The organism is Sorangium sp. So ce1153 (assembly GCF_051521595.1).
GTDB lineage: Bacteria > Myxococcota_A > Polyangia > Polyangiales > Polyangiaceae > Sorangium.
Genome location: NZ_CP150361.1, coordinates 9,602,001 through 9,627,058 on the forward strand (window position 1 = coordinate 9,602,001; position 25,058 = coordinate 9,627,058).

Consider the following 25,058-nt stretch of genomic DNA (forward strand, 5'->3'; position numbering starts at 1 on the left):
CGCCCTCGCGGGCTCTCGGGACGAGGCTCGAAGGGGGAAAGATGGGAAGAGCGAAGGCTGTCCTGCGCGCGCGCGCCGCGGCGCAGCGGGTGGAGCAGGCCGCACGCCGGGCGCCGGGCGAGGGAGCGGGCGCGGGCGCGGGCGCGCCGCCGGCGAAGCAGGAGAGCGCTTCGCTGGGAGAGCAGCTGGGCGCGATGAGGCAGGGCGGGCAGTGCGCGCCGCTGCCGGGCAAGAGGGGAATCGCGCGGCGGCTGTGGAGCCGCGTCGAGACGGCGGCCTACCGCGCCTACGAGCGGCTCACCGGGCTGTCCGAGGAGCGGGCGGGGCTCGGGGCCGAGCTCGCGGCGCCGGTGCTGCGGGCGCTCGGCGTCCCGGCGCCGCGGATCGCGAGCAGCGTGACGGTGAGCAGGCCGCGCGCGGCGGTGCTGCGCGCGCTGCACGACGCCGAGGGAGTCCGGCGCTTCCTGCAGAGCGTCGGGCGCGCGGAGATGGGCGCGAGCGAGGGGACCGCGACGATCTGGGCCATCGGCGTGGGCGGCCGGGAGCACGGGAGGACAGGAGTCGTGTCGCTCTCGAGCGCGCCGGGCGAGCGGGGCACGGAGGTCAAGGCGGTCCTGCCCGGCGCGCGGCCGAGAGGGCCTGTCGCGCGCGCGGCCGGCAAGCTGCTCGCGGAGCTGCCCAGGCGGCGGCTGCGGGGCGACCTGCGGCGGCTGAGGCAATGGATCGAGATCGGCGAGATCCCGACGACGGCGGGACAGCCTTCCGGCCGGGCCGGCGGTGAAAGGACGTGACCATGCGAGCCATCTGCTGGAACGGGGTGAATGACATCGTGGTGGAGTCGGTGCCCGAGCCGAGGATCCTCAGCCCGCATGACGCCATCGTGCGCGTCTCGCTCTCGTCGGTCTGCGGCTCGGACCTGCACCTGCTCCACGGGTACATCCCGGCGATGAAGGAGGGCGACATCCTCGGGCACGAGTTCCTCGGCGAGGTCGTGGAGACCGGCGCGGAGGTGAGGCGGGTCCAGCGGGGCGACCGGGTGGTCGTGTCGTCGATCATCGGGTGTGGGCGGTGCGCGTATTGCCAGAGCGAGCTGTGGTCGCTCTGCGACAACTCGAACCCACACCACGCGGTGGCGGACCGGATCCTCGGCGACACGACGGCCGCGATCTTCGCCTATTCGCACGCGTTCGGGGGGTTCGCGGGGAGCCACGCCGAGTACGTGCGCGTGCCGTTCGCGGACCACGGCGCGTTCAAGGTGCCCGACGGGGTGCGGGACGAGAGCGCCCTGTTCGCCTCCGACGCGCTCACGACGGGCTTCATGGGGGCCGAGCTCTGCGACATCCGCCCGGGCCAGGTCGTGGCGGTCTGGGGGTGCGGCGGCGTCGGCCAGATGGCGATCAAGAGCGCCTATCTGCTCGGCGCCGAGCGCGTCATCGCCATCGACAGGGTGCCGGATCGGCTGGCGATGGCGAAGGCGCACGGCGGGGCCGACGTGCTGAACTACGAGGAGGTCGACGTCCAGGAGGCGCTCCGCGAGCTGACGGGCGGGCGCGGGCCCGACGCGTGCATCGACGCGGTGGGCATGGAGGCCGACGGCTCGGGCCTGCAGTACGCGGTCGACCGGGTGAAGCAGGCGCTCCGGCTGCAGAACGACCGCCCGCTCGTGCTGCGCGAGGCGATCCTGGCTTGCCGCAAGGGTGGCACGGTGTCGATCATGGGCGTCTATGCCGGGTTCGCCGACAAGATCCCGCTCGGCGCGCTCATGAACAAGGCGCTGATCCTCAGGACCGGCCAGCAGCACGGGCCGCGGTACATCCCGAGGATGCTCGACCTCATGCAGCGCGGGGATATCGATCCGTCGTACCTCGTGACGCACCGGCTGTGCCTGGACGACGGGGCGCGCGGGTACAGGCTGTTCGAGGAGCGCGCGGACGGGTGCATGCGCGCGGTGTTCGCGCCCTGACGGGGGCACGGCCCCCGGAGGGGGTGTTCGTCGCGCGGGGCAGGGACGGGCAGAACTCGCGTGGGACGTCCTGTGCCCGGCGTGCTGCGCACGCCAGACACAGGACGTCAATGGCGCTCAGACATCTGCCCGTCCCCACCCCGCGCGACGAACACCCCCTCCGGGGGCCTACGGTGGGTAAGGGGGGCGAACCGCGGCGGGACTAGCGACCCCGATGGGGGGTTGCTTGTTGCTTGGCCAGCGTCGTCTGGATCGCCTGCGCACAGTCCAGGTGGCTCGCGACCTCGCCGCGGATGCGCTGGAGCTCCTCCTTCAGGGCCTGATCCTTCACCCTCGGGATGAGCTGCTCGTCCAGCATCCGCAGCGTGTGGCGGTGCGTCATCACCTGGGCGGCAATGAACGCCTGATCGAAATTCCGGGCCGGCTGCCTGCGCAGGTAAGCGGCGACCACTGACGAGTGGCCGATGAGCATCGAGCTCACCCGCGTCGGCTGCACCTTGATCCGGAGGCGCTGGAGCAGCGCGCTCAGACGACGCGCCGACTGGCTGTGAGACTCCAGCATCTCCCGCGCGAAATCCTTGACCTCGCGCGACCTCGCCTGCCGGCGCGCGATCGTCGCCTGCACGATCTCGAACTGGTTGGACGCCGAGATCACCCCCGCGATCGCGCCGTCAACCACCTGAGACTGAACACCCTTCGGGCTCGCCTGCTGCGACACCTGCTGCTGCAGATTCATCTGCTGCTGCAGATTCATCTGCTGCTGCAGATTCACCTGCTGCTGCAGATTCACCTGCTGCTGCGACCTCGACTGCTGCGGAGAGAGCTGCGCGTGACCTCCCCGCCCGGACGCGTGCGCGGCGCTGCCAAGGACGCTCGCGGCAAGCGCGGCGATCACCGCGAAGCAATGCCTGAAATGATGGCGCATCATGGCTGGTCCCCTTCCCTGCTTTCCGCGCGCGGTCCACGGAAAATCCATGGACGCCCGCGGGTCATCACGTCTGGACTGTTAAGCAATCGGCGGACCCGCTCTCGACGGAATCGACGGGACCACACTGCCCATCTCGCCGCCCGGCGACACCCAAGGAGCGCAATCACCGCGCACCCGGGCGGATCACCGGCGCGACGTCTCTGGACCTCGCGCCCTCGCGTCAAGGGCTGGCACCTCGGCAGAACCCGCGCAATCGAGGCCTCCTCCGCGATGAGGCGCCCTCTCCGGCGGAGGCCCGCTTCCCTGGACCCTCGCGCCCCTCCGGGAAATCCCCGGCGCCGCGGGCGACAGGGCTTGCGGGGGACGGGCCCCGGTGGTCAAGTGCAGCGTGGCGCGGAGCGGTCCTGGCCGCCCCGCGCTGGCGATGAGCTCGACCGGAGGCCCTCGCGCGACCGCACATGCCTGACCGCGGCTTCATCCTCACGCCCACCTACCGGGTCGTCGCCGGATGCCCGGAAGTCCATCTCTACGCGGTGATGGAGGACGGCGCGCCGGCGCTCATCATCGAGGACAGGTTCAGGCCCTACTTCTTCGTGCGCGCCCGCGACGAGGACATCGCGCGGCAGCTCGCAGGGAACCGCGTCTCCCCCGCGGCGCTCGAGACGCTCGACGGAGAGCCGGTGCTGCGCATCGAGGCCGCCCTCCCCCGGGACGCCGCGGCGCTGCGCGACAGGCTCGGCGAGGCGGGCGCCGACTGCCTCGAGGCGGACGTGCGCTTCGCCTACCGCTTCCTCATCGACCGCGGCATCCGCGGGGCATTCGCGATCTCCGGGCCGTTCGAGCTGCGCCCCGGCGTCGGGCGCGTGTACCGCAACCCCGAGCTCGCTCCCGCGACCTTCGTGCCGGAGCTGCGCGCGCTGTCGCTCGACATCGAGACAAGCCTCGACGGCGAGCAACTCTATGCTGTCGGGGTCGCGGGCGCCGGCGGCGAGCGCTGCTTCCTCGTCCGCGACGAGCCCGCGCCCGGCGGGCTCCCCGCGTACGTCGAGCGCTTTCCCGACGAGCGGTCGTGCCTCGAGCGCTTCCTCGCGCACGTGGCCGAGGCAGACCCCGACGTCCTCACCGGCTGGAACATCCCGGACTTCGACCTGCCCGCGCTCCAGCGCTACTGCCGCCGCGCCGGGCTCTCGTGCGCGCTCGGGAGAGGAGCCGACGAGATCTCGATCCTGCGCGACCCGGGCTTCTCGCGCGAAGGGCGCGCCATCCTCCAGGGGCGCGTGGTGCTCGACGGGCTCGCGCTCCTCCGCAGCTCCTTCATGCGCCTCGACGACTACCGGCTCGAGACAGCCGCGCGCACCATCCTCGGGCGCGGCAAGCTGTTCGGGCCCGACGACAGGGGCTCGCAGATCGAGGCGTCGTACCACGACGACCCGGCGCGGCTCGCGGAGTACAACCTCGAGGACGCCCGCCTCGTCCGCGATCTGCTGGAGAAGACGGGGCTGGTCGAGCTCTCGGTGCGGCGGAGCCTGCTCACCGGCATGCAGGTCGACCGGGTGGGCGCGCAGATCGCGGCGATCGACTCGCTCTACCTGCCCGCGCTCCGCGCCCGCGGCAAGGTCGCGCCCTCGGTGTCGGGCGAGGCGCCGGACGGTGAGGTCGAGATCGCCGGCGGCCTCGTGCTCGATCCGGTCCCCGGGCTTTACCGGAACATCCTCGTCTACGACTACAAGAGCCTCTATCCGAGCCTGATCCGCACGTTCAACATCGACCCGCTGACGTTCGTGGCCGGGGACGGCGCGCCGCCAGAGTCGCTCATCGTGACGCCGGGGGGCGCGGCCTTCCGGCGGGGCGAGCCGGGCATCCTCCCCGAGCTCGTCGCGCGCCTCTGGGACGAGCGGGCCGACGCGCGGCGGGCGGGCGACGAGCGCGGCGCGACCGCGATCAAGATCCTCATGAACTCGCTCTTCGGCGTGCTCGGCTCGCCCGCGTCGCGCCTGTTCTCCCCGGCCGTCGCGAACGCGATCACGAGCGCCGGCCAGCACGTCATCCGGCTCGCGGCCGAGGCGGTGCGGCGGGCCGGGCACCGGGTGCTCTACGGCGACACCGACTCGCTCTTCGTCGAGAGCGGCGAGCCCGACGCCGCCCGCGCGCTCGCCCGCGCCGAGGAGCTCCGCGCCATCGTGTCGGAGTCCGTCGCCGCCCAGATCGAGCGGACCTTCGGCTGCGAGAGCCGGCTGGAGCTCGAGTTCGAGAAGGTCTATGCCCGCTTCCTCCTGCCCGAGCTGCGCGGCGCCGCGCAGGGCAGCAAGAAGCGCTACGCGGGCCTCGTCGCCGGGGAGGAGGGCGGCCGGCTCGAGATCGTCGGGCTCGAGGCGGTCCGGCGGGACGCGAGCGCGGTGGCGCGGCGCTTCCAGCGGGAGCTGCTCGATCTGGTGTTCCACGATCGCCCGGTGGAGGCCTTCGTGCGGACCTTCGTGGCAGATCTGCGCGCGGGCCGCTTCGACGCGGAGCTCGTCTACAAGAAGGCGCTGCGGAAGCCGCTCGGCGCCTACACGAAGACGACGCCCCCGCACGTCAAGGCGGCCCGCAAGCTGGGCGGGGACGCGGGGCGGATCGTGGCCTATGTGATCACGCGCGCGGGCCCCGAGCCGGCTGGCCAGACGACCGCGCCGCCGGACTACGACCATTACGTGTCGCAGCAGCTCAAGCCGATCGCCGACTCGGTGCTCCGGTGGCTGGGCGGGGCCGACTTCGACGCGATGAGCGGCGCGAAGCGGCAGCTGTCGCTGTTCTGAGCTGGTGCCGCGCCCTCGTCGAACAGGGCCGCCATGACCTCGGTGACCCCGCGCTGGACCCGAGCGCCGCGCACAGCCTCCTCCCGCCCGAGGCGCACGGGATATGTCGAGCGACCCACGGCGAGGGCGAGAGGGGCGCCGAACGGGTCAAGCGATGCTGCGGTGTCGTAGCCGCAGCGACCGCGAACAGGCCGCACAGTTCGCTCGTCTCCCCGGAGGCCCCGGCCTTGCACTCGTCGCCCCGCGATTGATGACGTTGCTTGGCGACCATCACGCTGACCGCGAAGAAAGCGACGAGCGACCGCGCACCTGAAGCGTCTGTGACGCGCTGAGCGCCGCTCCGGGGACGCCCGGAGCGCCTCGTTCAGGTGCCGACGTGCGGAGAGCGCGCCTCGCGGGAGCGCCGGTCCATATCGCCCATGAACCCCGGTCTGGAGGTGTATCCATCATGCAGTCCAAACGATCGATGTTGCTCCTGCTCGGCGCCAGTGTCCTGGTCGCGCCGCGAACGACGCTCGCGGCGCAGCTCACCTGCTCGTCGAGCGCGACCCTCGAGGAGCTCGCGGCGTGCATCCGCGACCAGATGCCAGGCGAAGACTCGGATATCTTCGTCGTCCCCAGCGCCACGCAGATCGACGCCTGGCGGAGCGTCGCTCGCACGATGATGCGCGGCGCATGCAGCTTCTCGCTCCCGTCGAGCCTGTCCTCGTTCATGCGGATCCGGTCCTTTCGCGACGCCGGCAACGGGCGCAGGTACTGTCTGCTCATGGAGAGCGGCGACGGGGACGAGGACGGGATCGTCGATCGCGGCTTCGGCGCCTTCGTCGTGGACGCGGCCGCCGAGCGGGAGCTCATCCACACGACAGCGCACCCCATCTCGGACATGGCAACGGAGACCGAGGCGATCACCATCTTCAAGGAGACGAGATCCCGCAGCTTCCTCGTGGCCGGCGCTCATCGCAGGGCGAGCACCATCACCAGCACCTGCCAGAGCTCAATGACGATCTCCGACAGCGCCCACAACGTGGCGAACGTGTTCCATGCGACGCACCTGGAGCTCGCGAACTTCTATGGATCGCGTCCGTGGTGGCTCATTCAATGGCACGGCATGGCGGAGAACACCTGCTCTGACGTGGATGTATACCTCTCCCACGGAATGGATGTCGCTCCCGTGGAAGGAGACAGGGCGCTGGAGCTCAGGGACCGATTGCGCGCCCATCATCCCACATGGCAGGTCGGGGTCCCGGGCGCCGGCGTGTGCTCGCTCAACGCGACGACCAATGTCCAGGGCAGGTTCCTCAACGGTGTGCCGGCGAGCCGGGTCTGTCGTACCCCGGCCGCGAGCTACACCGGACGCTTCCTCAGCGTCGAGCAGGATCCCGACTTCCGGGATCCAGACAACTGGATCGCCGCGGTGCTCGAGACCTGGCCCTGAGACGGGCGCCTCCTGGGCCGGAGGCCGATGCTCGCGTGAGCGTCCTCGCGCCTGCCGGGGACCTTGTGTCTTCGCGCTCTTGGCGTCTTTGCGCTAAATCTCTCTTCGCTCGCGAGGCAGATCCCTGGCAGGATTTCTGAAGTGCGGAACTAGACCTTCGCTTCTCTGCCCGAGAGCTTCGCCTTGGCGAGAAAATGAGAGATCGCGCCGAGGAACTCCTTCAGCGACACGGTGCCGTCCCTGTCGATGTCGCACACCCGCAGAAACTCGTCGATCTCGCCGTCGCGGAAGCCCTTCTCGCGGAATTTCGCCATGATCTCGGGCACGTCCAGCACGCCATCCCCGTTCGCGTCGATCTCCTCGAAGATCTGGAACATCGAATCCCGCATCATCGATTTGTGTATGGCGTCGCGGAGCTCGTGCTCCAGCACGTCCAGGGTGGACCCCTCCGGGGACTCCAGGAACCAGGGCGCCATCGTCGTGGACCGGAGCACCGTCACCGTGGACCCCGGCGACCCCGAGACCCCGAGGCGCCGCTTGTAGTCCTCGATGAAGACATTGCCGTACTGCTCCTCGCTGAAGTCCGTCGTGCTCACGATCATCCGATAGCGATAGATGTCGTCCCCGGGGTCGATGCTCAAGAGCTCGTAGATGGCCGCGTTCAATCGGTTCATCATGTCGAGGTTCGTGTTCAGCGAGCCGTCCGGGTGCTTGAAGTTCACGGCGTAGGTGAGGATGTTCTGATCGGGCCCGAGCTCTGGCAGCAGCGCCATCGCCTCGGGGTCGGCCAGGAGCTCCTCGATGCTCCGTCGGTCGATGCGCTCGCGGATGAACTCGCGCTCGGCCTCCGCGTCGCCGCCGCCGACCTCCGCCGGCAGCCGCGGCACCGGGACGATCACGAAGCGATCCTCGGGGTGGGCCATGCAGAGGAGCCGCGCGTAGAACCTCTTGCAGTTGAACAGGGCCCTGCGGTGGATCTGTCCGTACCCGCTCCGGGTGGGTCGGATGACCTTGTGGCTCAGGTAGACCGCCGCCACCGCGGCCCCCGGCTTCGACCCTTCCAGCCCGTAGATCCCCACCGTCGGCTCCGCGTCCCCGTGCACGATGTAGGGGGCCTTGAACGTCACCATGTCGCGCATCGCCGAGTTCCGGTAGCAGAGCGCCCCGGCCGGGTAAGGGACATAGCCCGACTTGTGCGGGTCCACCGTGATCGAGTCCGCCCGGCCGAGCGCCGAGAGCTGCGACGTCACGTACCTGCTCATTCCGATCTCGGCCGCAGGCCTCGAGGGCGCGTCCTTCGCGCGCGGCCCCTCGTCGGGGCGGAGGATCGCGGCGAAATAGCCGCCCCATGCGGCGTCTGCGTGAACCGTGAACGAGAGCCCCGCCTTCTGAAATCGATGGCGCAGCTCGAGGATCGCCTTCAGCGGATCGACCGCGCTCTCCTCCGTGCTCCCGACGACGCTCACCACGGTGTAGACCGCCCGCCGCTCGTCGAGGCAACGCTTCAGCGTCGCCTCCAGCGCGGAGAGGCTCATCCGCGCGTCGCAGTCCACGGGGATGTCGAGCACGTTCGCCGAGCCGATGCCCAGCACCGCCGCTGCCTTGGGGAACGAGTAATGCTTCGTGGCGGGGACGAGAAACACAGGCGAGCACGGCAGGTCCGCCCCACATCGCCGGTAGAGCTCCTGGATCCCGAGGTGCTGGAGGGAGTGGCCCGCCATCGCCGCCGTGATCGTATCGCTCGGGATGCCGTACTCCTGCGTCATGCGCGCGGGCAGCGCGAGAATCTCGTCCACCTTGAGGTTCAGGAGCGACCAGGCGTCGAGCGCGCCGAGCGGCGCGCGCTTGCCGTCGCACGTGGTCACGACGAGCTCACGCGCCGCCGAGAGGCTCGGCTCGGACTTCAGCGCGTCGCGGAGCGACAACGGGTAGAACTTCAAGTTCCTGGAGGACCAGATCGCCTCGATGTTCGCGACCGTGCCGCCGCAGGTGATGTGCCCCCATGGGCGTATGGCCTTCTCGTCGACCGCGCCTTCCTCTGGCACCGTGTAGCCGAGCATCCGGCAGAGATCGTCGCCCACGAGCATCTCCAGGATCGTGGTCGCCGTGGACCCTTCGAAAGCGACGTTGTTGGGGTTGTACAGCATCGCCGCGAAGTAGCCGAGCACGCTGGGGAGCGAGGTGTCCCAGTTCATGTGCCCCTGGTATCGGGCGCTGAAGAAGGGCACCGATTTCTTGAGGAACGACATGAGTGATCGGAGGTTGTCCTTCAGCGTGTCCATCGCGTGGAGATAGGACGGGTGCCGCTTGGACTGCTCGGTGATGTGCGTGGGGTCCTGGGGGTGGAAGTTCCGCCGCCAGAACGCGTGATCCCGGATGGCCTCCACGATGAGCTTCTCGAGCTCGTCCGCGTTCTCGGCCTTCGAGCCCAGAAACCACGCCTCTGGCGACGTGGTGCCGACGCCCTTGAGGAACGGCCTGTCGCCGAACTGGAAGTAACGGTTCACGCCGGAGCCGTCGCCTCGCGCACCCCTACCGCTCATGATTTCCTCCCGTTTCGGCACCACCTTCGGATGAAGGTTCCGCCAAAGCTGACCGAGGCTACAGGAGCACGTCCGGCGAGATCAAGTGACGCGACCGCTCGCCACGGAGCACACGAGCAGCCTCTTCGTCACATCTCCTGAGAGAGAGAGAGAGAGAGGCGTCCGGCAGCCGCGATGATGCCGTCCGTGATCCGCTGCCGGAGCAGAGCGCTCCACCGCGGCTATGCATCAGGTGCTCGCTCGAGCTGGCGCGATCAGCGCCGCTGCGCGGCGCCACGTCTGCGCAACGTGGCGCGGCCGCGCCGGGCTCACTTCGCGCGATTACTTCGCGGACAGCGCGTCGGCGACCATCGCGCGCGCCTCGTCGAGCACGCGATCGAGGTGCGCCTGGTCCTTGAAGCTCTCCGCGTAGATCTTGTAGACGTCCTCGGTGCCCGAGGGCCGCGCGGCGAACCAGCCGTTCTCCGCGACGACCTTGAGCCCGCCGATCTCGCCGCCGTTGCCGGGCGCGCGCGTGAGCTTCGCGGCGATGGGCTCGCCCGCGAGGGTCGTGGCGCGCACCGCCTCGGGGGAGAGCTTCTTGAGCACGCTCTTCTCCTGCGGCGTCGCCGGCGCGTCGATGCGCGTGTAGAGCGGCGCGCCGAAGCGCGCGGTCAGGTCGCGGTAGTGCTCGGCGGGGTCGCGGCCCGTGCGGGCGAGGATCTCGGCGGCGAGCAGGTCGAGGATGATGCCGTCCTTGTCCGTCGACCACACCTGCCCGTTGCGCCGCAGGAACGAGGCCCCCGCGCTCTCCTCGCCGCCGAAGCCGAGCGAGCCGTCGAGCAGCCCGTCCACGAACCACTTGAAGCCGACCGGCACCTCGCGGAGCGGCCGGCCGAGGTCCTTCGCCACCCGGTCGATCATGCTGCTCGAGACGAGCGTCTTGCCCACCGCGGCGTCCGGCCGCCAGTGCGGGCGGTTCTGGTACAGATAGGAGATCGCGACCGCGAGGTAATGGTTCGGGTTCATCAGCCCGGCGCTGCGCGTGACGATGCCGTGGCGGTCCGAGTCGGCGTCGTTGCCGAACGCGAGGTCGTAGTCGTCCTTGAGCGCGATGAGGTTCGCCATCGCGTACGGCGACGAGCAGTCCATGCGGATCTTGCCGTCGTGATCGAGGGGCATGAAGCTGAAGGTGGGGTCGACGGCCTTGTTCACGACCGTCAGATCCAGCCCGAACTTCTCGGCGATCGGCCCCCAGTACGCGATGTTCGAGCCGCCGAGCGGGTCGACGCCGATGCGCAGCTTCGCGCCGCGCACGGCCTCGAGGTCCACGACGTTGCCGAGGTCGGCGACGTAGGACCCGATGTAATCGTACGGGTGCGTCGTCGGCGCGTGCAGCGCGGCCTCGTACGGGACGCGCTTCACGCCGGCGTTTCCGCCGCGGAGCAGCTCGTTGGCGCGGTCCTCGATCCAGCCGGTGACGGCGGTGTCCGCGGGGCCGCCGTTCGGCGGGTTGTACTTGATGCCGCCGTCGTCGGGCGGGTTGTGCGAGGGCGTGATCACGACGCCGTCCGCGAGCCGCTGGGCGCGCCCGCGGTTCTGGGTGAGGATCGCGTGCGAGATGACCGGCGTCGGCGTGACGCCGTTGTGCTCGGCGAAGATCACGTCGACGCCGTTGGCGGCGAAGACCTCGATGACGGTGCGCTGCGCCGGCTCGGAGAGCGCGTGCGTGTCCATGCCGAGGTAGAGGGAGCCGGTCGTGCCCTGCTTCGCGCGGTACTCGCAGATGGCCTGGGCGACGGCGAGGACGTGCGCCTCGTTGAAGCTGCGCCGCGCCGCGGACCCGCGGTGGCCGGAGGTGCCGAAGGCGACGCGCTGCTGCGGGTCGCCCGGGTCGGGGCTCTCGCTGTAGTACTGCGCGCGCAGCTTGTCCGGATCGATCAGCACGTCGGGCGGGGCTTTACGGCCTGCGAGGGGGTGGAGCGGCATGGGCCTCCGCATAGCCGAGCGCGCGGGACGAGCAAAGCCCTCCGCGCGGCGCCGCGGCTGGCTTGCCGCCCGGGCGACGCTCGGGGATGCTCGCGCCCATGACCGCGCCGCTCCGGCTGCTGCTCCTCCCGGGTCTCGACGGCACCGGCGCGCTCTTCGCGCCGTTCCTCGAGGCGCTGTCGGCCGACATGGCGCCCGAGGTGGTCTCCTACCCTGCGGACAGGGCGCTCGATTATGACGCGCTGGAGGCGCTCGTCGCGGAGCGCCTGCCTGCGGAAGGTCCCTACGCGCTGCTCGGCGAGTCGTTCTCGGGGCCGCTCGCGCTCCGCCTGGCCTGCCGGCGCCCCGGCGGGCTCGTCGGCGTGGTCCTCGTGGCCACCTTCGTCACGAACCCTGTGTGGCTCGTCCCGTCGCTGGCGCGGCACCTCGTCGGCGCCTGGCTCTTCCGCCGGCGCCCGCCGGCGTTCGTCGCGCGCCGCTACCTCGTCGGCGCGGGCGCCTCCGCCGCGTGGCTCGAGCGCTTCGCCGCGAACGCGGAGACCGTCGATCCCGCGGTGATGGCGGCGCGCGTGCGCGAGGTGCTGACCGTGGACGCGCGCGCGCCGCTCCAGCGCTGCGCGGCGCCCCTGCTCTACCTGGGCGCCGCGGGCGACGCGCTTGTGCCGCCGCGCGTGCTCCGCGAGCTCCGCCGCCTGCGGCCCGACCTCGAGTGCGCCACGGTCGACGCGCCGCACCTCGTGCTGCAGCTCGCGCCGGAGGCGTCAGCGCGGGCGATCGAGGGCTTCCTGAGGCGCGCGGCCGCGCTGCCCAGGGGCGCGGCGCCCGGCGATCCGGGCGAGCCGTAGCGCGTCGCGGCGCCCCCGCGGGCAGGGCCGATCCGCGCCTCGCCGCGCTGACCCGGAACGTGATGTTCGGTGACGTGAAGATCGCCGCCGGTGGGAGGAGGCCTTAACGGGCTGCCCGGCCCGAGGAGACCGCGCTCGTCCCCGGAGCGCTTACGGACGTCAGCCTTTGCGGTGCTGGCTCGACCTGCGCGCGGGTCGAGCCGGTCGACCGCTCGGACGCTCTTCGTGCTGCGCAGGCGGTCTCGTATCGACCGCCAGGGGCGACTCGAGCACGCGCACGACGAGGCGATAGAGGAGCTCCACGTCCGCCTGCGTGAGCGACGCGAACGACGCTCGAAGGACCTCGTCGACAATGGCAGCTCCTTTCTTCATGAGGTCTGCACCCGTCGGGCTGAGGTGGTGACGTATCGCGCGTCCCGGGCCGACCTGTCGCTCGATCAAGCCGCGCTCGAGCAGCCGGCTCGACAGCGTGCCGAAAGCCTGATCCGTCTGGAAAGTCAGCTCGGCCAGCTGATGAGATGACGCCCCGGGGTTGTTTGCGATATGGCGCAGCGCATCCCACTGCACCAGCGTGATGCCGAGCGGCGCCAGGCTGGCGTCGACCGAGCGGTGGTGCCGCATCTGTAGCCGCTTGATCGCCAGGCCGAGGTCTCGAAGCTTCACCGCCATGGCCGGATGCTAACGCGCCGCGTTTGTTGTGTCGATCCGGTGAACGGCCCAGACCGACGCCGGATCCCGAGGACGGATCGAGCCCCGGCGGGCCGAGAGCCACGAAGCATTTTCCCCGGGGCGCTTGACAAATAAACATGTTTATATAGACTGGCCGTGACGTGGAGGCGTACAGCATGCGAAATCACGCACTACAGGTGTCGCTTTTCTCCGGCACGCTGCCGATCGCGCTCGAGGATCGCGGTGAAGGCGGGCCTACCTTCTTGCTGCTGCACGGCGGCGCCGGACCGAGCTCGATGGCCGGGCTGGCCGAAGGCCTGGCGAAGGCTGCGCGCGTCCTCGTGCCGACGCACCCGGGCTTTGCGGGCACCGTCAGGCCAGAGCGCATCGCGCGGGTTGACGATCTCGTGCTCACGTATCTGGCCCTCCTCGACATCCTCGACGTCTCCGACGTCGTCCTCGTCGGCAACTCCTTCGGCGGCTGGCTCGCGGCGGAGATGGCGCTGCGCGGCTCGCGGCGCGTCGCCTCGGTCGCGCTGCTCAACGCGGTCGGCATCGACACAGGATCGCAGGCGCGCGCCATCGTCGACCCGATGGCGGTGCCGCCGGAGGGCCGGATGGCGCTCTCGTTCCACGATCCAGCGCGGTTCGCTGCCCGGCTCGCGAGCCCGGAATCCGCGAAGCACATGCCGGACAACCAGCGGGCCCTCCGCGTCTACGCGGGGGAGCCGTTCATGCACGACCCGACGTTGCACGCGAGGCTCGGACAGCTCTCCGTCGCCTCGCTGGTCGTCTGGGGCGAGAGCGACCGCATCGTGGATCTCGAGTACGGCCGGCGTTACGCCGCGAGCATGCCCGGCTCCGTGTTCAAGCCCGTGAGCGGGGCGGGGCACTTTCCGCAGATCGAACGCGCGGACGAGGTCATCCAGTTGTTGACCGCGTTCGCTCGCTCAGCGCCCATCACGTCGAGCCCGGCGAGGTCCAGCGAATGACGGGGGCCGCCGCCCGACAGGCTGCGATCAGCTCGAGCGCGGTCCCCGCGGTCAGGCGCTGACGGAAGCGGAGGCACGGGGGGAGCCGATGACGGCGGCACGGACGGCGGCGACGAGGAGAGGCGATCTCAGGATCGGCGGTTCACAGCGGCCGCTGCGCCGCGATCGACTCGAGCCACGCCGCGCACGCGGCGTCGTCGGCCGGCGGCTGCGCGCCCTTGATGAGATACCACGTCTCCCGGTGCTGCGCGCAGGCGCCCGGCTCCACGCGCTGGAGCGGCCCGAGCGACTCCACCTCGAGCATGTCCGCGTTCGTGAAGGTCTCGAAATTGACCCCCATGTCCGGGTAGGTGGCGCCCTCGACGAACGGGAACCGCTTCAGGAACACGTTCCCGTGGTTCGCGTATGCGGCGTAGCCCTGGCTCAGGAGCGTTCCCACCTTCTGCGGGCCCTTGCCGGCCACCTGCCGCAGGCGGAGCACGCGCTTGCCCCAGGTCCACCGGGGGTCGCTCATGTCGACGTACGGCCACAGCACGAGCGGCCGCGCGGGCAAGAGGCCCACGGGGTGCGGGACGAACGGCGCGTGCGGGAACAGGCACTCGCCGCCGGCCGCCATCACGGTGAGCGCCCACGGCGTGAACTCGACCGCGTAGGCGCCGTGGTTCTCGATCGCGTGATCGAGGACGAACCTGCCCGCCGCCGCGTCCGCCGTGATGCGGAGCTCCTTCTGCATCCCATACTTGTCCGGCGCAGGCCGGAACACGTGCGCGCCGTTCTCCTCGCGGTGCTCCACCGGCTCGTTGTCGGGCTGGAGCGTCCTCTGCTCGTCCTCCGGGCCGATCCAGAGCCGGTGGCCGCCATAGAACCTGTACTTGGTCCCGCCGGTCGCGCCCAGGTCCTCGGGGATCTCGGAGAGCTCGTTCGGGCCGCCGATGACGCCGTACCGGATGATCCGCGGGCCGATGTCGAGCGTGACCACGAGCTCCGTATCGCCGCAGACGAGACGCGCAGCGCGCTTCCAACCGCCGTAAGGGATGATCTCCATGACCGAGGCTCGTACCGCAGAACCGGAGCGCGGTTCAACCCCGACCGCCTGGCGCGCCGCCGGGACGGGCCTGGCGCGATCCGCCCGCGGCGCGCTCGCCGCGCGGGGGGCGCGCGCTCACGTCGCTCACGTCTGGCGCCCGACGAAGCGCTCCGGAGGGGCGAAGTCGGCTGGACGCCCGCCCAGGGCGATGGCGACGGAGCGCTGCCAGTAGCGGTCGCCGAGATCGAGCGCGAAGTCCTGCAAGGACGGCATCGCGTGCGCGCGGCTCGAGGCCACGGCGACGGCGCGGAGCAGCGGGACGGCGAGGATCGAGCTCTGCCTCGGCACGCCGAGCTGATCGGCGAGCTCCTCGCCCAGCACGGCGCGGGAGATGGTGCAGAAGATCGACCTGAGCTGCTCGGCGCGCCGGCGCTGGCTCTCGTTCCACGCGCTGCCGATGCCGCTGGAGATCAGCGCTTCCACGAGCAGGCGCGAGTCGTTGTCCGGGGCGCCCTGCGTCGCGAAGATCATCTCGGCCAGGCGCCTCGCCTCGGCGTACGACCCGGGGATGAGCTCCTGCTCGACGCCGATGACGTAAGCGACGTAGCGCCAGAGGTGGACGAGGTCCTCTTTCTGGGCGAGCGGGATGTGGTAGCCGAGCTTGTCGAAGCCGTCGAGCACGGCGACGGAGAAGAGCAGCGCGGTCGCGACCATGTCGTGCTGGTTGACCGGCTCGCCCCAGAGCGCTGTCTGCCACCGGCCGCTCGCGCGGACGAGGCGCCGCACCTGGGCGTGCATGATGCGCACCTTGACGGTGATCGCGAAGCCCTCGCCGGAGCGGCGCATGCCGTTCACCTGGCTCACGGCGTGAACGAACCGGCTCGTCTCGCCGAGGCGGCGCGGGGCCTGCTCGCGGAGCCTCCCCGAGAAGACGAGCGGTTTGTTCCCGCCGGGCGAGGCGTACCCGAGGATGAGCGACTGCATCGCGAGCAGGATGCCGCCGAGCATCCCCGTGCGCAGGAACGTCGTCCCGCCGCGGTTGACCGCCTCCCAGTCGACCCAGAGGGGCACGTGATCGACCGCCGCGAAGAGCGCGCGCAGCTCGGCGGGCGCCTGGGCCAGCGCGCCGTCGTCGCCGCCCGCGCCGCGCGCGAGGGCGGCCTCGAGGAGGCGGAAGCCCTGGCCCGAGGGCATCGACGCGAACGCCTCCACGACAGCGTCCGCGACGGGATCGACGCGGAGCAGGAAGGGCGCGAGGCGGTCGAGCTGGTCGCCGAAGCGACGGCGGGCATCCGCGGTGTCCTGGAAGCGAGCAGGGATCGTCGCGTTCGTCATGCGGTGGTGCCGAATGCCTTGGCATATCGGTGAAATTCCGCAAAGACGAGGTCTCACGCCAGCGAGCTGGCGGCTGGCGAGCTGGCGGCTGGCGAGCTGGAGCGGCGGTCTCTGGCCGCCGCGCGTCGCCAGCGCTCAGGTCTCTGCCTCGTCCGACGCCTCGGCCAGCGCCGCGCTCCGGCGGATCGCCTCGGCGAGGTTGTACGTCTTGCGTTGCGCCAGGCAGAAGCTGAGCCCCTCGCGGAGGCTGCGCATCGGGCTCAGCTCGTCGAGCGAGACGCCGATCGTGACGAGCGTCCCCGCGACGTGACCGCCGAGCCCGGTGAGGATGCAGCGCGCGCCGAGGAGCTGCACCGCCTGGGCCAGCTTGATGAGGTGCTGCGCGGTCATCGTGTCGACGACCGTCACGCCGGTGAGGTCGAGGATCACCCACTCGACGTCGCTGTCGTCCGCCACGCGCGCGAGCAGCCGCTCGGTCACCTCGACGGCCCGCACCGAGTCGAACAGCCCGACGAGCGGCAGCGTGAGGATGCCGTGCCAGATGTCGATGATCGGCACCGAGAGCTCCCGGATCGCGCGCTCCTGGCGCTGGATCGTCTCCAGCTGGCTCTCGAGCTCGCGCTTGGACGCGGCGAGCGCGCCGAGCGCCTGCGTGTTCTGCTGCGTGGTCGCGGAGAGCTCGGAGAGAAAGATGCGCAGCGCCTCCTCGACCATCCCGAAGGCGTCTTCCTCGACATTCTCGAGGTGCTGCAGGGCGAGCTCGATCTCTCCCGTGGACGCGAGCGCGACCGCGTTGATGACGCGCTGCATCCGGCGCTCCTCGAAAGAGACCACATTCTCGGATTCTTGCATGGGCTCCTATGCGCTCAGCGGGGTTGCTCGGCAGAGCTCGGTGCTCTGTCGCTGAGTCCAGACGCGGTATCGGCGTCGCCGGTGGCCTGCACGCCGGCGACGTGCTCGTGCGGATCCGACCTCGCGCGCGGGGGCGAGCGACTACACTTCTCCTTGATATCCTACCTGACAGCCAGCCGTGTGAACCTTCGTTCGATCGTCGATCAAGGTCAAACAGATATCCTATCCCCGGCGCGGCTGGAAGGAACCTGCTCGCGTGGCCGGCTGAGCCGCTGCACGCGTGTGCTGGCCCTGGCGCCAGCCTGGCGAGCTCTCCCGTTCCCTTCGCGTTCCCTTCCCGTCCTCCCTGTGTCCCTGAGCGTTCGCGGTCAGTCGACGGTGCGAGCGCAGCGGAATCCGGTCGAGACGTCGCCTGCCTCACGGTCGTACGCGAGGCGGAACGTCGACCTGGCGGAGCTCGCCGAGAAATCCCACGACCCGCCCCGGAGCACGCCCTTGCTGCCGGTCGCTGGGACCACCGGGTCGGTCCGGGCGCCTTTCGCGTACACGCCTGGGTCCCAGCCGTCGGCCACCCACTCCCAGACGTTGCCGGCCATGTCGAGCGCGCCGGACGGGCTCGCCCCGGCCTTCGCCGAGCCGACGTCCTGCGTGCCCCTTCCGCGCCCGCCGCAGCCCTGCCCGGGGGATCGCGACACGACGGCGTGCGCGCACCCCGGCGGCTCGTTGCCCCACGGGTACTCGCGGCCGTCGGTGCCGCGCGCGGCGTACTCCCACTCGGCCTCGGTCGGGAGCCGCTTGCCGACGAAGGCGCAGTACGCCGCGGCCTGCGCCTGATCGACGCACGAGATCGGGTGCTGCGACTTCGCCGTGTCCGCCGCGGTGCAGAGCGCGCCGCGCTGCTCGACGTCCGCGTCGGTGGCGCGGGGGCCGTGCAGGCCGCTCGGCGTACACCGGCCCGCCTCGACGCAGCGCTGGTACGCGGCGACCGTCACCTCGGTGCGATCGAGGTCGAACGCGCGGGTCAGCGTCACCTCGTGCGGCGGCCGCTCGGATTTGCCGCCCTTCGCGCTGCCCATCGTGAACCGGCCCGCGGGGATCCGGACCATGTCGGCCGCGGGCGCCGCCTTCACCGGCGGCACGGAGAGGCCGCCGTGCGCGCGCGCCGGCAGCGCGGACGCCGGGGCCCGCAGCTGGACGAGCGCGACGGCGCCGGCAGCGGCGGCGAGCGCGGCCGCCGACCCGAGCGCGAGCAGCAGGCGCCGCCGCGGCGCCGCCGAGGGGGGCGCGGGGGCGGCCGGGAGCGAGCCCTGGTGCGGCGCGGCGAGGGACGCCGCGCTCGTGGCAAGGCCGCGCATGGTGGTGAGGGGCGGCGCGCCTGGGGTTGCGGCAGGCAGCGCTGACGGCGCCCGCGCGGTCCCCGCCAGGCCCAGCGCCGCGACGTCGGCCGCCGCGACAGCGCTCGGGCCCGCGACGGACGGCGCGCGCGGGTCGTGCTGCGCAAGGAAGTCCTGCGTCGGCATGGCGGCGCCCGCCGCGAGCAGCGCCGGCGACGACGGCGGCCGCGGCGCGGGCGTGGCAGCGTGGAGCGGCGAGCCTGACGCCGCCATCGCCTCCTCGAGCGCCCCCCAGAGCTCGCCCGCCGTGCGGTAGCGCTCGCGCGGCTCGACCGCGAGCGCCCGGCGCACCACCGCCTCGACGGCGTCGGGCGCGCTCACGCCCGCGCCGCGCAGGCTCGGGCGGAACGCCGGATCGGTCGCGGCGATGTAGAGCTGCGTGACGTCGCTCCCGAGGAGGGCGCGGCTGCCCGACGCGACCTCGATGAGCACGAGGGCGAGCGCGAAGACATCGGTCCACGGCCCGGTCGCGCCGAAGCGCTGGTGGAACTGCTCCGGCGCGCCGTAATGGACCGTGAAGGCGCGGAGCGTGCTCCCCGTCTCGGCCATCGCCTGCGTCATGCTCGAGAGCTCGCTGAGCACCTTGGCGATGCCGAAGTCGAGGACCTTCATCGTGCGCCGGCCGCCGATCTCCGCGAGGAACAGGTTGGCCGGCTTGATGTCGCGGTGGGCGACGCCCTGCGCGTGCGCGGCCTCGAGCGCGTGCGCCGCGGGCGCGAGCAGGGCGACCGCCTCGGCGAGCGGCCGCGCCGCCTCGCCGCGGGCGCGCCGCTCGGCGATGTCGCGGTCGAGCGGCGCGCCGTCGAGCCACTCGAGCACGAGATAAGGCGTCCACTCGCCCGACGGCGAGACGGCGGCGCCGGCGTCGAGGGCCTGGACGATCCCGGCGCTCGCCCGCGAGAGGCGGTGGAGGAGCCTCCCCTCGTTGAGGAGCATCCGCTGGAACGACTCGCGCTCGGCCGGGGCCAGGGATCCGAGCATCTTCAGGCACTTGACCGCGACCGGCTCGTCGAGGCCGAGGTGATGGCCGCGGTAGACGACGCCGAACCCGCCCTCGCCGATGACGGCGTCGAGCCGGTATTTGCCGCCGATCGTCGCGCCCACCCAGCCGAAGGGATCCGAAGGTGCCATGCTCGCGGCGCGAGTCTACACCGTCGGCCGCCGCCCGGAGATCTCGCCGAGATCAGCGCGCGATCCGGCCGGCGCGCCGCCACTCACCTGCTGCGTGCTCACGCCCTGCCGCCGCCGCGCCCTTGGCCGCCATCCATCGTGAGCGCGTCGTCTTGAAAGCCCGGCTGTCCCGGTCCTCGGAGCCGCGCAGTTCAGGTCGCGCGCGCCGCGGAAGGATAGATAAAAGGACAGATGAGGTCCTTGACGCCCTCACCCCGCCCGCTCCTCGAACCCCCCCGCGCTCAGCGCCCTCTCGAAGAACGCGCACAGCTCCTCGTGCCGCGCGCGCGCGTCGGCGCGGCCTATCTCGATGAGCGCTCCGGCGAACTCCCCGTCGAACAGTAAATAGGACAGGAAGTCCGCCTCTCGCTGCTCGTCCCCGTCGGCCAGGCGCCGCATCACCCGGCCGAGCACGCCGGTGGTCCGCGCGCGGAACGTCGGGGAGCGCACGAACTCCGCCGCCAGGCTGCCGATGTCCTTGGAGGCGCGGATGAGCAGCGACCGGAGCGGCCGCAGCGAGCGCCCCGGCGGCAGCCCGAGCTCGTCGTTGAGCTCGCCGATGAAGCCCTCGCCATAGCGCCGCCGCCCCGCCTCGAGGATCCCGTTGATGCTCTCGAGGCGCGCCAGATCGTTGTCGATCCGATCGAGCATCAGCGCGTTCAGCGTCTTTCCCAGCAAGAAGAGGGGCCCCGGGAAGCCCGGCGACTCGCGCTCGGCCGTCGACGAAGCGGGCTCGATGTACTTCGGGTTGACGACGATCACCGCGTCGGCCCCGAGCCGCCGCGCCGGCGACAGCGGGACGTTCTGGCGCAGCCCGCCGTCGCAGTAGAGCTCGCCGTCGATGCTCACCGGGCGGAACAGGATCGGGACCGCGGACGACGCGAGCGCGTGCTGGGCGCGGAGCGCGGTGGCGCGCGGGGAGATCGTCGGGTCGTGGCTCCAGGGCGGCAAGCCCGGCTCGCCCCGGTGGACGAACACGACGGTGCGCCCGGACTTGACCAGGGTCGTCGACACGGTCACCGCCGACAGGAGCCCTCTCCCGAGGTGCTCGTCGATCCGCTCGAAGGGCACGGCGTCGGCGATCTGCCGCTCCAGGCCCGACGTGTCGAGCAGCGCGGCGTGGCCGCCGCTCGCGGGCGCGCCCGCGCCGCCGCCGCGGAGCAGATCGTGCCCGACCGCGAGCACGCCGCGCACGTCGAGCCGCACGAGATCGTCGATGCGCAGGCGCGTCCACACGCCGGCGAGCCGGCGGGCGCGGCTCCGCGCCTCGTCCGCGAACGCGGCGAGGCCGCAGACGTTGATGGCGCCGACCGAGGTGCCGCACAGGATGTCGAGCGGCACCTCGCGGCCGAGATCGCGAGAGACCTCCTCGAGGATGTGCTGCACGACGCCGACCTCGTAGGCGCCTCGTGCAGCCCCGCCGGCGAGCACGAGCGCGATCTTGGGGGCGCGGCCGTTCCGGGTCGAAACGGGCGAACGGTTGGCCATGCTCGCAGAGTACCATGGTCGCGATCGCGAACGCGGCCCTGAAGCACGCCAGCGCGCTCGCCGCGTCGCGCGCCCCAACGTCGCGCGCCCCCATGCTACATCCACCGTGCTCGCGGGCACGGAGGCGCCCGATGACGGCAATCTACCTGGTCCTCGCCTACCTCCTCGGAGCGATCCCGACAGGCTACCTCTTTGCGCGCTTCGCCAGAGGGGTCGATATCCGGACCGTGGGCTCGGGGAACATCGGCGCCACGAACATCCTGCGCGCCTTCGGCTGGAAGCCCGGCCTCGCCGTCCTGGCGGCCGACATGGCGAAGGGCGCGCTCGTCGCCGGGCCCCTCGCGTCGTGGCTCGCCGCCGCGCCCGGGGGGTGGGTCGCGGCGGCGGGCGGCCTCACCGCGGTGCTGGGCCACGACTACACGGTGTTCCTCGGGATGCGGGGCGGCAAGGGCGTCGCCACGTCCTGCGGTGTGCTGCTCGTGCTGGCGCCGCGGTCCACGCTCGCCACGATGGCCGTCTTCGCGGTCGTCGTGCGGGCGACGCGCATGGTCTCCGCGGGCTCCCTCGCCGGCGCGCTCGCCCTGCCGCTCTTCCTCTGGCTCCTCGGCGAGCGGCAGGCCCCGGTCCTCTGCCTCTCGCTCCTCCTCTGCGCGTTCATCTGGCTGAAGCACACCCCGAACATCCGGCGGATACTCGCGGGCACCGAGCGCACGATCTCGTTCGGCCGGCGCCCCGACGAGGAAGCGAGCGCCCGCGCGCCGGACGACCGCGGGCGGTCCTGACGCGCGGGCCGGGTGGTCCGCGCGCGGCGCTCGCTCACCTGCGGCGCTCGCTCACTTGCGGCGCTCGCTCACCTGCGGCGCTCGCTCACTTGCGGCGCTCGCTCACCTGCGGCGCTCGCTCACTTGGAGATCGCCTTCACATAGAGCACCGCGCCCTCCTTGTCGATGAACTGGAAGAGCAGCGTGTCGCCCTCGAACTGCAGGTACGCGAAGCCCTCGACCCGGTCCGTGTAGAAGAGCTGCCGCGCGTCGCTCGGGGCGCCGGACGCCCGGAGCTTCGAGCCGGCGCCGCTGATGGCGAAGTACGTGTTCGGGCACAGCGCGTCCCGCCCCTTGTCGATGAGCTCGAGATTGTGATCGTGGCCGCTCATGTACATGTCGGCCCCGCAGTAGATCGCCCGCTGCATGTTGAACATCCCGCTCATCCCGATCTGCTCGTTGTCGGAGAAGTGAGCTCCCGACGTGTAGCGGGGGTGATGGCCGAAGACGATCTTCCAGCGCGCGTTCGAGGCGGCGACCCGCGCGCGCATGTCGACCGCTTGCTCGTCAGAGGTGAAGTCGACCGTATCGATCCCGAAGAGATGAACATTGCGGATGCGAACGTCGTAATACGAAGAGGGCATGTGCCACTTGTCGGTCGTCCGCTTGCCCGGCCCCGCGCCCACGGGCAGCCGCGAGTAATCGATCTGCGCCTGCCGCACGCCGCTGCTGCTGGGGCCGAAGTCGTGGTTGCCGAGCACCGCGTAGAACGGGAGGCCGTTCAGGCCCGGTCTGTCGTAGGGCTGCTCGAACTTCGGCCCCCATTGCGCATCGCCGGTGTCGGCCACGCCGTGATCATAGAAGTTGTCGCCGTTCATGATCACGGCGTGACAGCCCCCGACCTGGATGCACTTCTCGCTCATCCGATCGGCGACCTGGTTCTGCGCCAGGTTGCCCTCTCCGGTGTCCCCGATGGCGATGATCCTGACCCCGCGGATATCCGCGTCGACGGCGCCGACCACGCCGCCCTCGGCCGCCCCCGCTCCGGCGACGCTCGCCCCGCCCCAGGCGACGCTCCCGCCGCTGGTCGCGGCGCCGGTGCCATGGCCCTCGTCCTGGCCCGCTCCGCTCCGGTCACCGCCTGATCCGGCCTGCGTTCCGTCTCCGCCCCCCGTCGCGCCTCCGGCCCCGGTCGTGAACTCCGCCCCGCCGCAGCCCGCTCCACCGCTCGCGGCCGGCAACACGAGCAGCAGGGCAGCAAGGGAAGCCCGGGCCATGGCCAGAGGACGTACTGCGCGGAGCGGCTTCATCGGCGCGCATTCTACCACCCCATCCCCACCCACCCCCGGCGCCGTTTTCTCTTGACTCTGCCTGGAGGCTCACGTATCGAAATTGAACATCATTTTCAATATCAACAACGGAGCCAACGTGAGCCGAGAAATGCCCCCCGCCCCGAGCCCGTCCTGCCGCGCAGCGCGCGCAGCCTCCCCCTGGTCCGACGCGCAGAAGGAAGCGGCCTCGTGAGCTCGCGCACACCGCTCTCCGTCGATCGCCCGCTCCGGTCCGACCCCGCGCGCCGCACGGCCCCCGCGCACGGCGAGGGCTGGCCTCCGCCGCCGCACGATCCTCGCGAGCGCGAGCTCGCGCTCGTCGTCGCGGGCTGGGAGGTGCGCCTCTTCGGCGGGCGGAAGTTCGAGTACTTCGTCACGCGCGGCTTCTGGCACCTGCAGCTCTGGCACCCCGCAGCGCGCGTCTCGGTGCTGACACCGTCGCGGCTCACGCGCGGGCTCTACGAGGCGTACCCGATCGCGAACTGGAAGGCGCAGGCGCCAGACTACGAGAAGCTCGCGGCGCTGCTCGGCGGGCTGTTCGCGGCGGAGCTCCCGGAGGCGTCGGCGGTGCTGCGCCTCGAGCGCGCGCTCGTCGCCGAGGTCGTCCGCGGCGGCGGCGGGGTGCTGTCGTGACGCGCCCGCCGCCGGGGATGCGCGCCCTCGAGGCCTCGCCTCCCGCGACGCAAGGAGCGCGCGTGAGCTCCGTGGCCGTCCCCTGGGAAGCCGTGCTCTCGCTCGTCGGGCGCGCCGAGGCACGCGCGCGCTTTCCGGAGCTCGGGTTCGCCGATCCGTGGGCAGAGGCGATGCTGGCCACGCTCGACGTGGATCCGGCGGGCTTCGACGACCGCGCGCTGCGGGCCTCGGCGGTGCGCGCCATGGTCGTCGACGGGCTCGTCCGGCACTACTTCGAGCGGAACCCGGACGGCCTCGCCATCGCGCTCAACGCCGGGCTCTGCACGCGGTTCTCGCGCGTCGACAACGGGAGGCTCCGCTGGGTGGACCTCGATCCGCCGCACGTGGCCGAGTTCAAGTGCGCGCACCGCCTCTGGCAGACGTCGGACCGCCACGCCATCGCGAGGTGCTGCTCGATCGCGTGCACCGGCTGGATGGATGCCCTCCAGGGCGCGGGCGACGTGCCCACGCTCCTCATCGCCGAGGGCGCCCTGGAGCGTCAGCCCCCCGAGCTGGTCGACGCCTTCTTCACGCGCGTCTCCGCGCGCCTCCCGAAGGGGACCGAGCTCATCGTCGACCACGAAGCGCACCCGCCGCTGCGGACCCCGCCGCGGCTGCGCGCGTGCCTGGAGGTCCCGGCGGCGGACGGCGCCGTGGCGCGCTACCCGCGGCTCCGACCGATCGGCGAGGGCGAGGTCACGCCGGCGCTGGAGCAGGCGCTGCGGAGGGTGAGCAGGGCGTCTCGCCTGCTCCGGGGGGCGCGCGCGGCGTCCGTCCTCCACCTGCGCTTCGAATGAGCGCCGCGGCGAGCGCGCGCGCGGCGCTCGGCGCCGATCGTGAAGGCGGCGGCCCTCCGCCGGGAGGCGTGCGATGTCCACGGCCAGCAGGTC

General features: G+C 71.6%; 19 protein-coding genes. 9 read left to right on the top strand and 10 right to left on the bottom strand.

The genetic code is table 11. The features are described from left to right. Positions 1-41: 41 nt before the first annotated feature. Both WME85_RS34410 and WME85_RS34415 read left to right on the top strand, forming a co-directional pair. Positions 42-791: a hypothetical protein gene (locus tag WME85_RS34410; protein WP_437827347.1), complete on the top strand. Its 750-nt coding sequence runs from the start codon at positions 42-44 to the stop codon at positions 789-791. Between the two features lie 2 nt (positions 792-793). Then, on the top strand, positions 794-1,963 hold the full coding sequence (locus WME85_RS34415) for a zinc-dependent alcohol dehydrogenase (protein WP_437303304.1): 1,170 nt from the start codon (positions 794-796) through the stop codon (positions 1,961-1,963). A 202-nt stretch (positions 1,964-2,165) separates the two neighbouring features. On the opposite strand, the gene WME85_RS34420 is transcribed toward WME85_RS34415, so the two are convergent. Further along, the gene (locus tag WME85_RS34420; protein WP_437827348.1) at positions 2,166-2,891 is read right to left on the bottom strand and encodes a DUF4142 domain-containing protein; all 726 of its coding nucleotides are present in this window, start codon (positions 2,889-2,891) and stop codon (positions 2,166-2,168) included. Between the two features lie 458 nt (positions 2,892-3,349). On the opposite strand from WME85_RS34420, the gene WME85_RS34425 reads away from it, so the two are divergent. Together WME85_RS34425 and WME85_RS34430 are read left to right on the top strand one after the other, a co-directional pair. Beyond that, entirely contained in the window at positions 3,350-5,686 is a 2,337-nt protein-coding gene (locus WME85_RS34425) for a DNA polymerase II (protein WP_437827349.1), read from the top strand. A 448-nt stretch (positions 5,687-6,134) separates the two neighbouring features. Then, positions 6,135-7,121, top strand: coding sequence for a hypothetical protein (locus WME85_RS34430; protein ID WP_437827350.1), 987 nt, complete (start codon positions 6,135-6,137; stop codon positions 7,119-7,121). A 149-nt stretch (positions 7,122-7,270) separates the two neighbouring features. Here WME85_RS34430 and WME85_RS34435 read toward each other — a convergent pair whose 3' ends face one another. Together WME85_RS34435 and pgm are read right to left on the bottom strand one after the other, a co-directional pair. After that, positions 7,271-9,664: a pyridoxal-dependent decarboxylase gene (locus WME85_RS34435; protein WP_437827351.1), complete on the bottom strand. Its 2,394-nt coding sequence runs from the start codon at positions 9,662-9,664 to the stop codon at positions 7,271-7,273. A 321-nt stretch (positions 9,665-9,985) separates the two neighbouring features. Further along, the gene (pgm, locus tag WME85_RS34440) at positions 9,986-11,632 is read right to left on the bottom strand and encodes a phosphoglucomutase (alpha-D-glucose-1,6-bisphosphate-dependent) (RefSeq protein WP_437827352.1); all 1,647 of its coding nucleotides are present in this window, start codon (positions 11,630-11,632) and stop codon (positions 9,986-9,988) included. Between the two features lie 98 nt (positions 11,633-11,730). Between pgm and WME85_RS34445 the strand changes: the two genes are divergently transcribed. Continuing rightward, positions 11,731-12,477 carry an alpha/beta fold hydrolase gene (locus tag WME85_RS34445; protein ID WP_437827353.1) on the top strand — a complete coding sequence of 249 codons (747 nt, stop codon included), beginning with the start codon at positions 11,731-11,733 and terminating at the stop codon, positions 12,475-12,477. A gap of 159 nt (positions 12,478-12,636) precedes the next feature. Here WME85_RS34445 and WME85_RS34450 read toward each other — a convergent pair whose 3' ends face one another. Next, positions 12,637-13,146, bottom strand: a complete 510-nt coding sequence (locus tag WME85_RS34450; protein ID WP_437827354.1) for a MarR family winged helix-turn-helix transcriptional regulator — start codon at positions 13,144-13,146, stop codon at positions 12,637-12,639. 176 nt (positions 13,147-13,322) lie between these two features. Here WME85_RS34450 and WME85_RS34455 point away from each other — a divergent pair, with 176 nt between their 5' ends. Then, entirely contained in the window at positions 13,323-14,138 is an 816-nt protein-coding gene (locus WME85_RS34455) for an alpha/beta fold hydrolase (RefSeq protein WP_437827355.1), read from the top strand. A gap of 142 nt (positions 14,139-14,280) precedes the next feature. Here the strand turns inward: WME85_RS34455 and WME85_RS34460 are convergent, their stop codons facing one another. The 5 genes from WME85_RS34460 to WME85_RS34480 all read right to left on the bottom strand — a co-directional run bounded on the left by WME85_RS34460 (position 14,281) and on the right by WME85_RS34480 (position 21,404). Next, positions 14,281-15,183 carry a hypothetical protein gene (locus WME85_RS34460; RefSeq protein ID WP_437827356.1) on the bottom strand — a complete coding sequence of 301 codons (903 nt, stop codon included), beginning with the start codon at positions 15,181-15,183 and terminating at the stop codon, positions 14,281-14,283. A gap of 126 nt (positions 15,184-15,309) precedes the next feature. Next, the gene (locus tag WME85_RS34465) at positions 15,310-16,500 is read right to left on the bottom strand and encodes an oxygenase MpaB family protein (RefSeq protein ID WP_437827357.1); all 1,191 of its coding nucleotides are present in this window, start codon (positions 16,498-16,500) and stop codon (positions 15,310-15,312) included. Between the two features lie 135 nt (positions 16,501-16,635). Continuing rightward, the gene (locus WME85_RS34470; protein WP_437303316.1) at positions 16,636-17,352 is read right to left on the bottom strand and encodes an STAS domain-containing protein; all 717 of its coding nucleotides are present in this window, start codon (positions 17,350-17,352) and stop codon (positions 16,636-16,638) included. A 368-nt stretch (positions 17,353-17,720) separates the two neighbouring features. Further along, the gene (locus WME85_RS34475) at positions 17,721-19,877 is read right to left on the bottom strand and encodes an SUMF1/EgtB/PvdO family nonheme iron enzyme (RefSeq protein WP_437827358.1); all 2,157 of its coding nucleotides are present in this window, start codon (positions 19,875-19,877) and stop codon (positions 17,721-17,723) included. A 249-nt stretch (positions 19,878-20,126) separates the two neighbouring features. Further along, positions 20,127-21,404, bottom strand: a complete 1,278-nt coding sequence (locus WME85_RS34480) for a patatin-like phospholipase family protein (protein ID WP_437827359.1) — start codon at positions 21,402-21,404, stop codon at positions 20,127-20,129. 131 nt (positions 21,405-21,535) lie between these two features. On the opposite strand from WME85_RS34480, the gene plsY reads away from it, so the two are divergent. Beyond that, positions 21,536-22,186, top strand: a complete 651-nt coding sequence (plsY, locus tag WME85_RS34485; protein ID WP_437827360.1) for a glycerol-3-phosphate 1-O-acyltransferase PlsY — start codon at positions 21,536-21,538, stop codon at positions 22,184-22,186. Between the two features lie 119 nt (positions 22,187-22,305). Here plsY and WME85_RS34490 read toward each other — a convergent pair whose 3' ends face one another. After that, complete coding sequence (locus WME85_RS34490) at positions 22,306-23,475, bottom strand: metallophosphoesterase (RefSeq protein ID WP_437827361.1); 1,170 nt, start codon at positions 23,473-23,475, stop codon at positions 22,306-22,308. A gap of 210 nt (positions 23,476-23,685) precedes the next feature. On the opposite strand from WME85_RS34490, the gene WME85_RS34495 reads away from it, so the two are divergent. Both WME85_RS34495 and WME85_RS34500 read left to right on the top strand, forming a co-directional pair. Further along, on the top strand, positions 23,686-24,129 hold the full coding sequence (locus WME85_RS34495; protein WP_437827362.1) for a hypothetical protein: 444 nt from the start codon (positions 23,686-23,688) through the stop codon (positions 24,127-24,129). A 62-nt stretch (positions 24,130-24,191) separates the two neighbouring features. Beyond that, the gene (locus WME85_RS34500; RefSeq protein WP_437827363.1) at positions 24,192-24,965 is read left to right on the top strand and encodes a class I SAM-dependent methyltransferase; all 774 of its coding nucleotides are present in this window, start codon (positions 24,192-24,194) and stop codon (positions 24,963-24,965) included. Positions 24,966-25,058 lie beyond the last annotated feature (93 nt).

Excerpts from the sequence above, each read along its gene's own strand:
- WME85_RS34410 (WP_437827347.1), top strand. The coding sequence starts at position 42 with ATGGGAAGAGCGAAGGCTGTCCTGCGCGCGCGCGCCGCGGCGCAGCGG.
- WME85_RS34430 (WP_437827350.1), top strand. The coding sequence starts at position 6,135 with ATGCAGTCCAAACGATCGATGTTGCTCCTGCTCGGCGCCAGTGTCCTG.
- WME85_RS34425 (WP_437827349.1), top strand. The coding sequence starts at position 3,350 with ATGCCTGACCGCGGCTTCATCCTCACGCCCACCTACCGGGTCGTCGCC.
- WME85_RS34470 (WP_437303316.1), bottom strand. The coding sequence starts at position 17,352 with ATGCAAGAATCCGAGAATGTGGTCTCTTTCGAGGAGCGCCGGATGCAG.
- WME85_RS34445 (WP_437827353.1), top strand. The coding sequence starts at position 11,731 with ATGACCGCGCCGCTCCGGCTGCTGCTCCTCCCGGGTCTCGACGGCACC.
- WME85_RS34415 (WP_437303304.1), top strand. The coding sequence starts at position 794 with ATGCGAGCCATCTGCTGGAACGGGGTGAATGACATCGTGGTGGAGTCG.
- WME85_RS34465 (WP_437827357.1), bottom strand. The coding sequence starts at position 16,500 with ATGACGAACGCGACGATCCCTGCTCGCTTCCAGGACACCGCGGATGCC.
- WME85_RS34450 (WP_437827354.1), bottom strand. The coding sequence starts at position 13,146 with ATGGCGGTGAAGCTTCGAGACCTCGGCCTGGCGATCAAGCGGCTACAG.
- WME85_RS34480 (WP_437827359.1), bottom strand. The coding sequence starts at position 21,404 with ATGGCCAACCGTTCGCCCGTTTCGACCCGGAACGGCCGCGCCCCCAAG.
- WME85_RS34435 (WP_437827351.1), bottom strand. The coding sequence starts at position 9,664 with ATGAGCGGTAGGGGTGCGCGAGGCGACGGCTCCGGCGTGAACCGTTAC.
- WME85_RS34475 (WP_437827358.1), bottom strand. The coding sequence starts at position 19,877 with ATGGCACCTTCGGATCCCTTCGGCTGGGTGGGCGCGACGATCGGCGGC.
- pgm (WP_437827352.1), bottom strand. The coding sequence starts at position 11,632 with ATGCCGCTCCACCCCCTCGCAGGCCGTAAAGCCCCGCCCGACGTGCTG.
- WME85_RS34490 (WP_437827361.1), bottom strand. The coding sequence starts at position 23,475 with ATGAAGCCGCTCCGCGCAGTACGTCCTCTGGCCATGGCCCGGGCTTCC.
- plsY (WP_437827360.1), top strand. The coding sequence starts at position 21,536 with ATGACGGCAATCTACCTGGTCCTCGCCTACCTCCTCGGAGCGATCCCG.
- WME85_RS34455 (WP_437827355.1), top strand. The coding sequence starts at position 13,323 with ATGCGAAATCACGCACTACAGGTGTCGCTTTTCTCCGGCACGCTGCCG.
- WME85_RS34420 (WP_437827348.1), bottom strand. The coding sequence starts at position 2,891 with ATGATGCGCCATCATTTCAGGCATTGCTTCGCGGTGATCGCCGCGCTT.
- WME85_RS34460 (WP_437827356.1), bottom strand. The coding sequence starts at position 15,183 with ATGGAGATCATCCCTTACGGCGGTTGGAAGCGCGCTGCGCGTCTCGTC.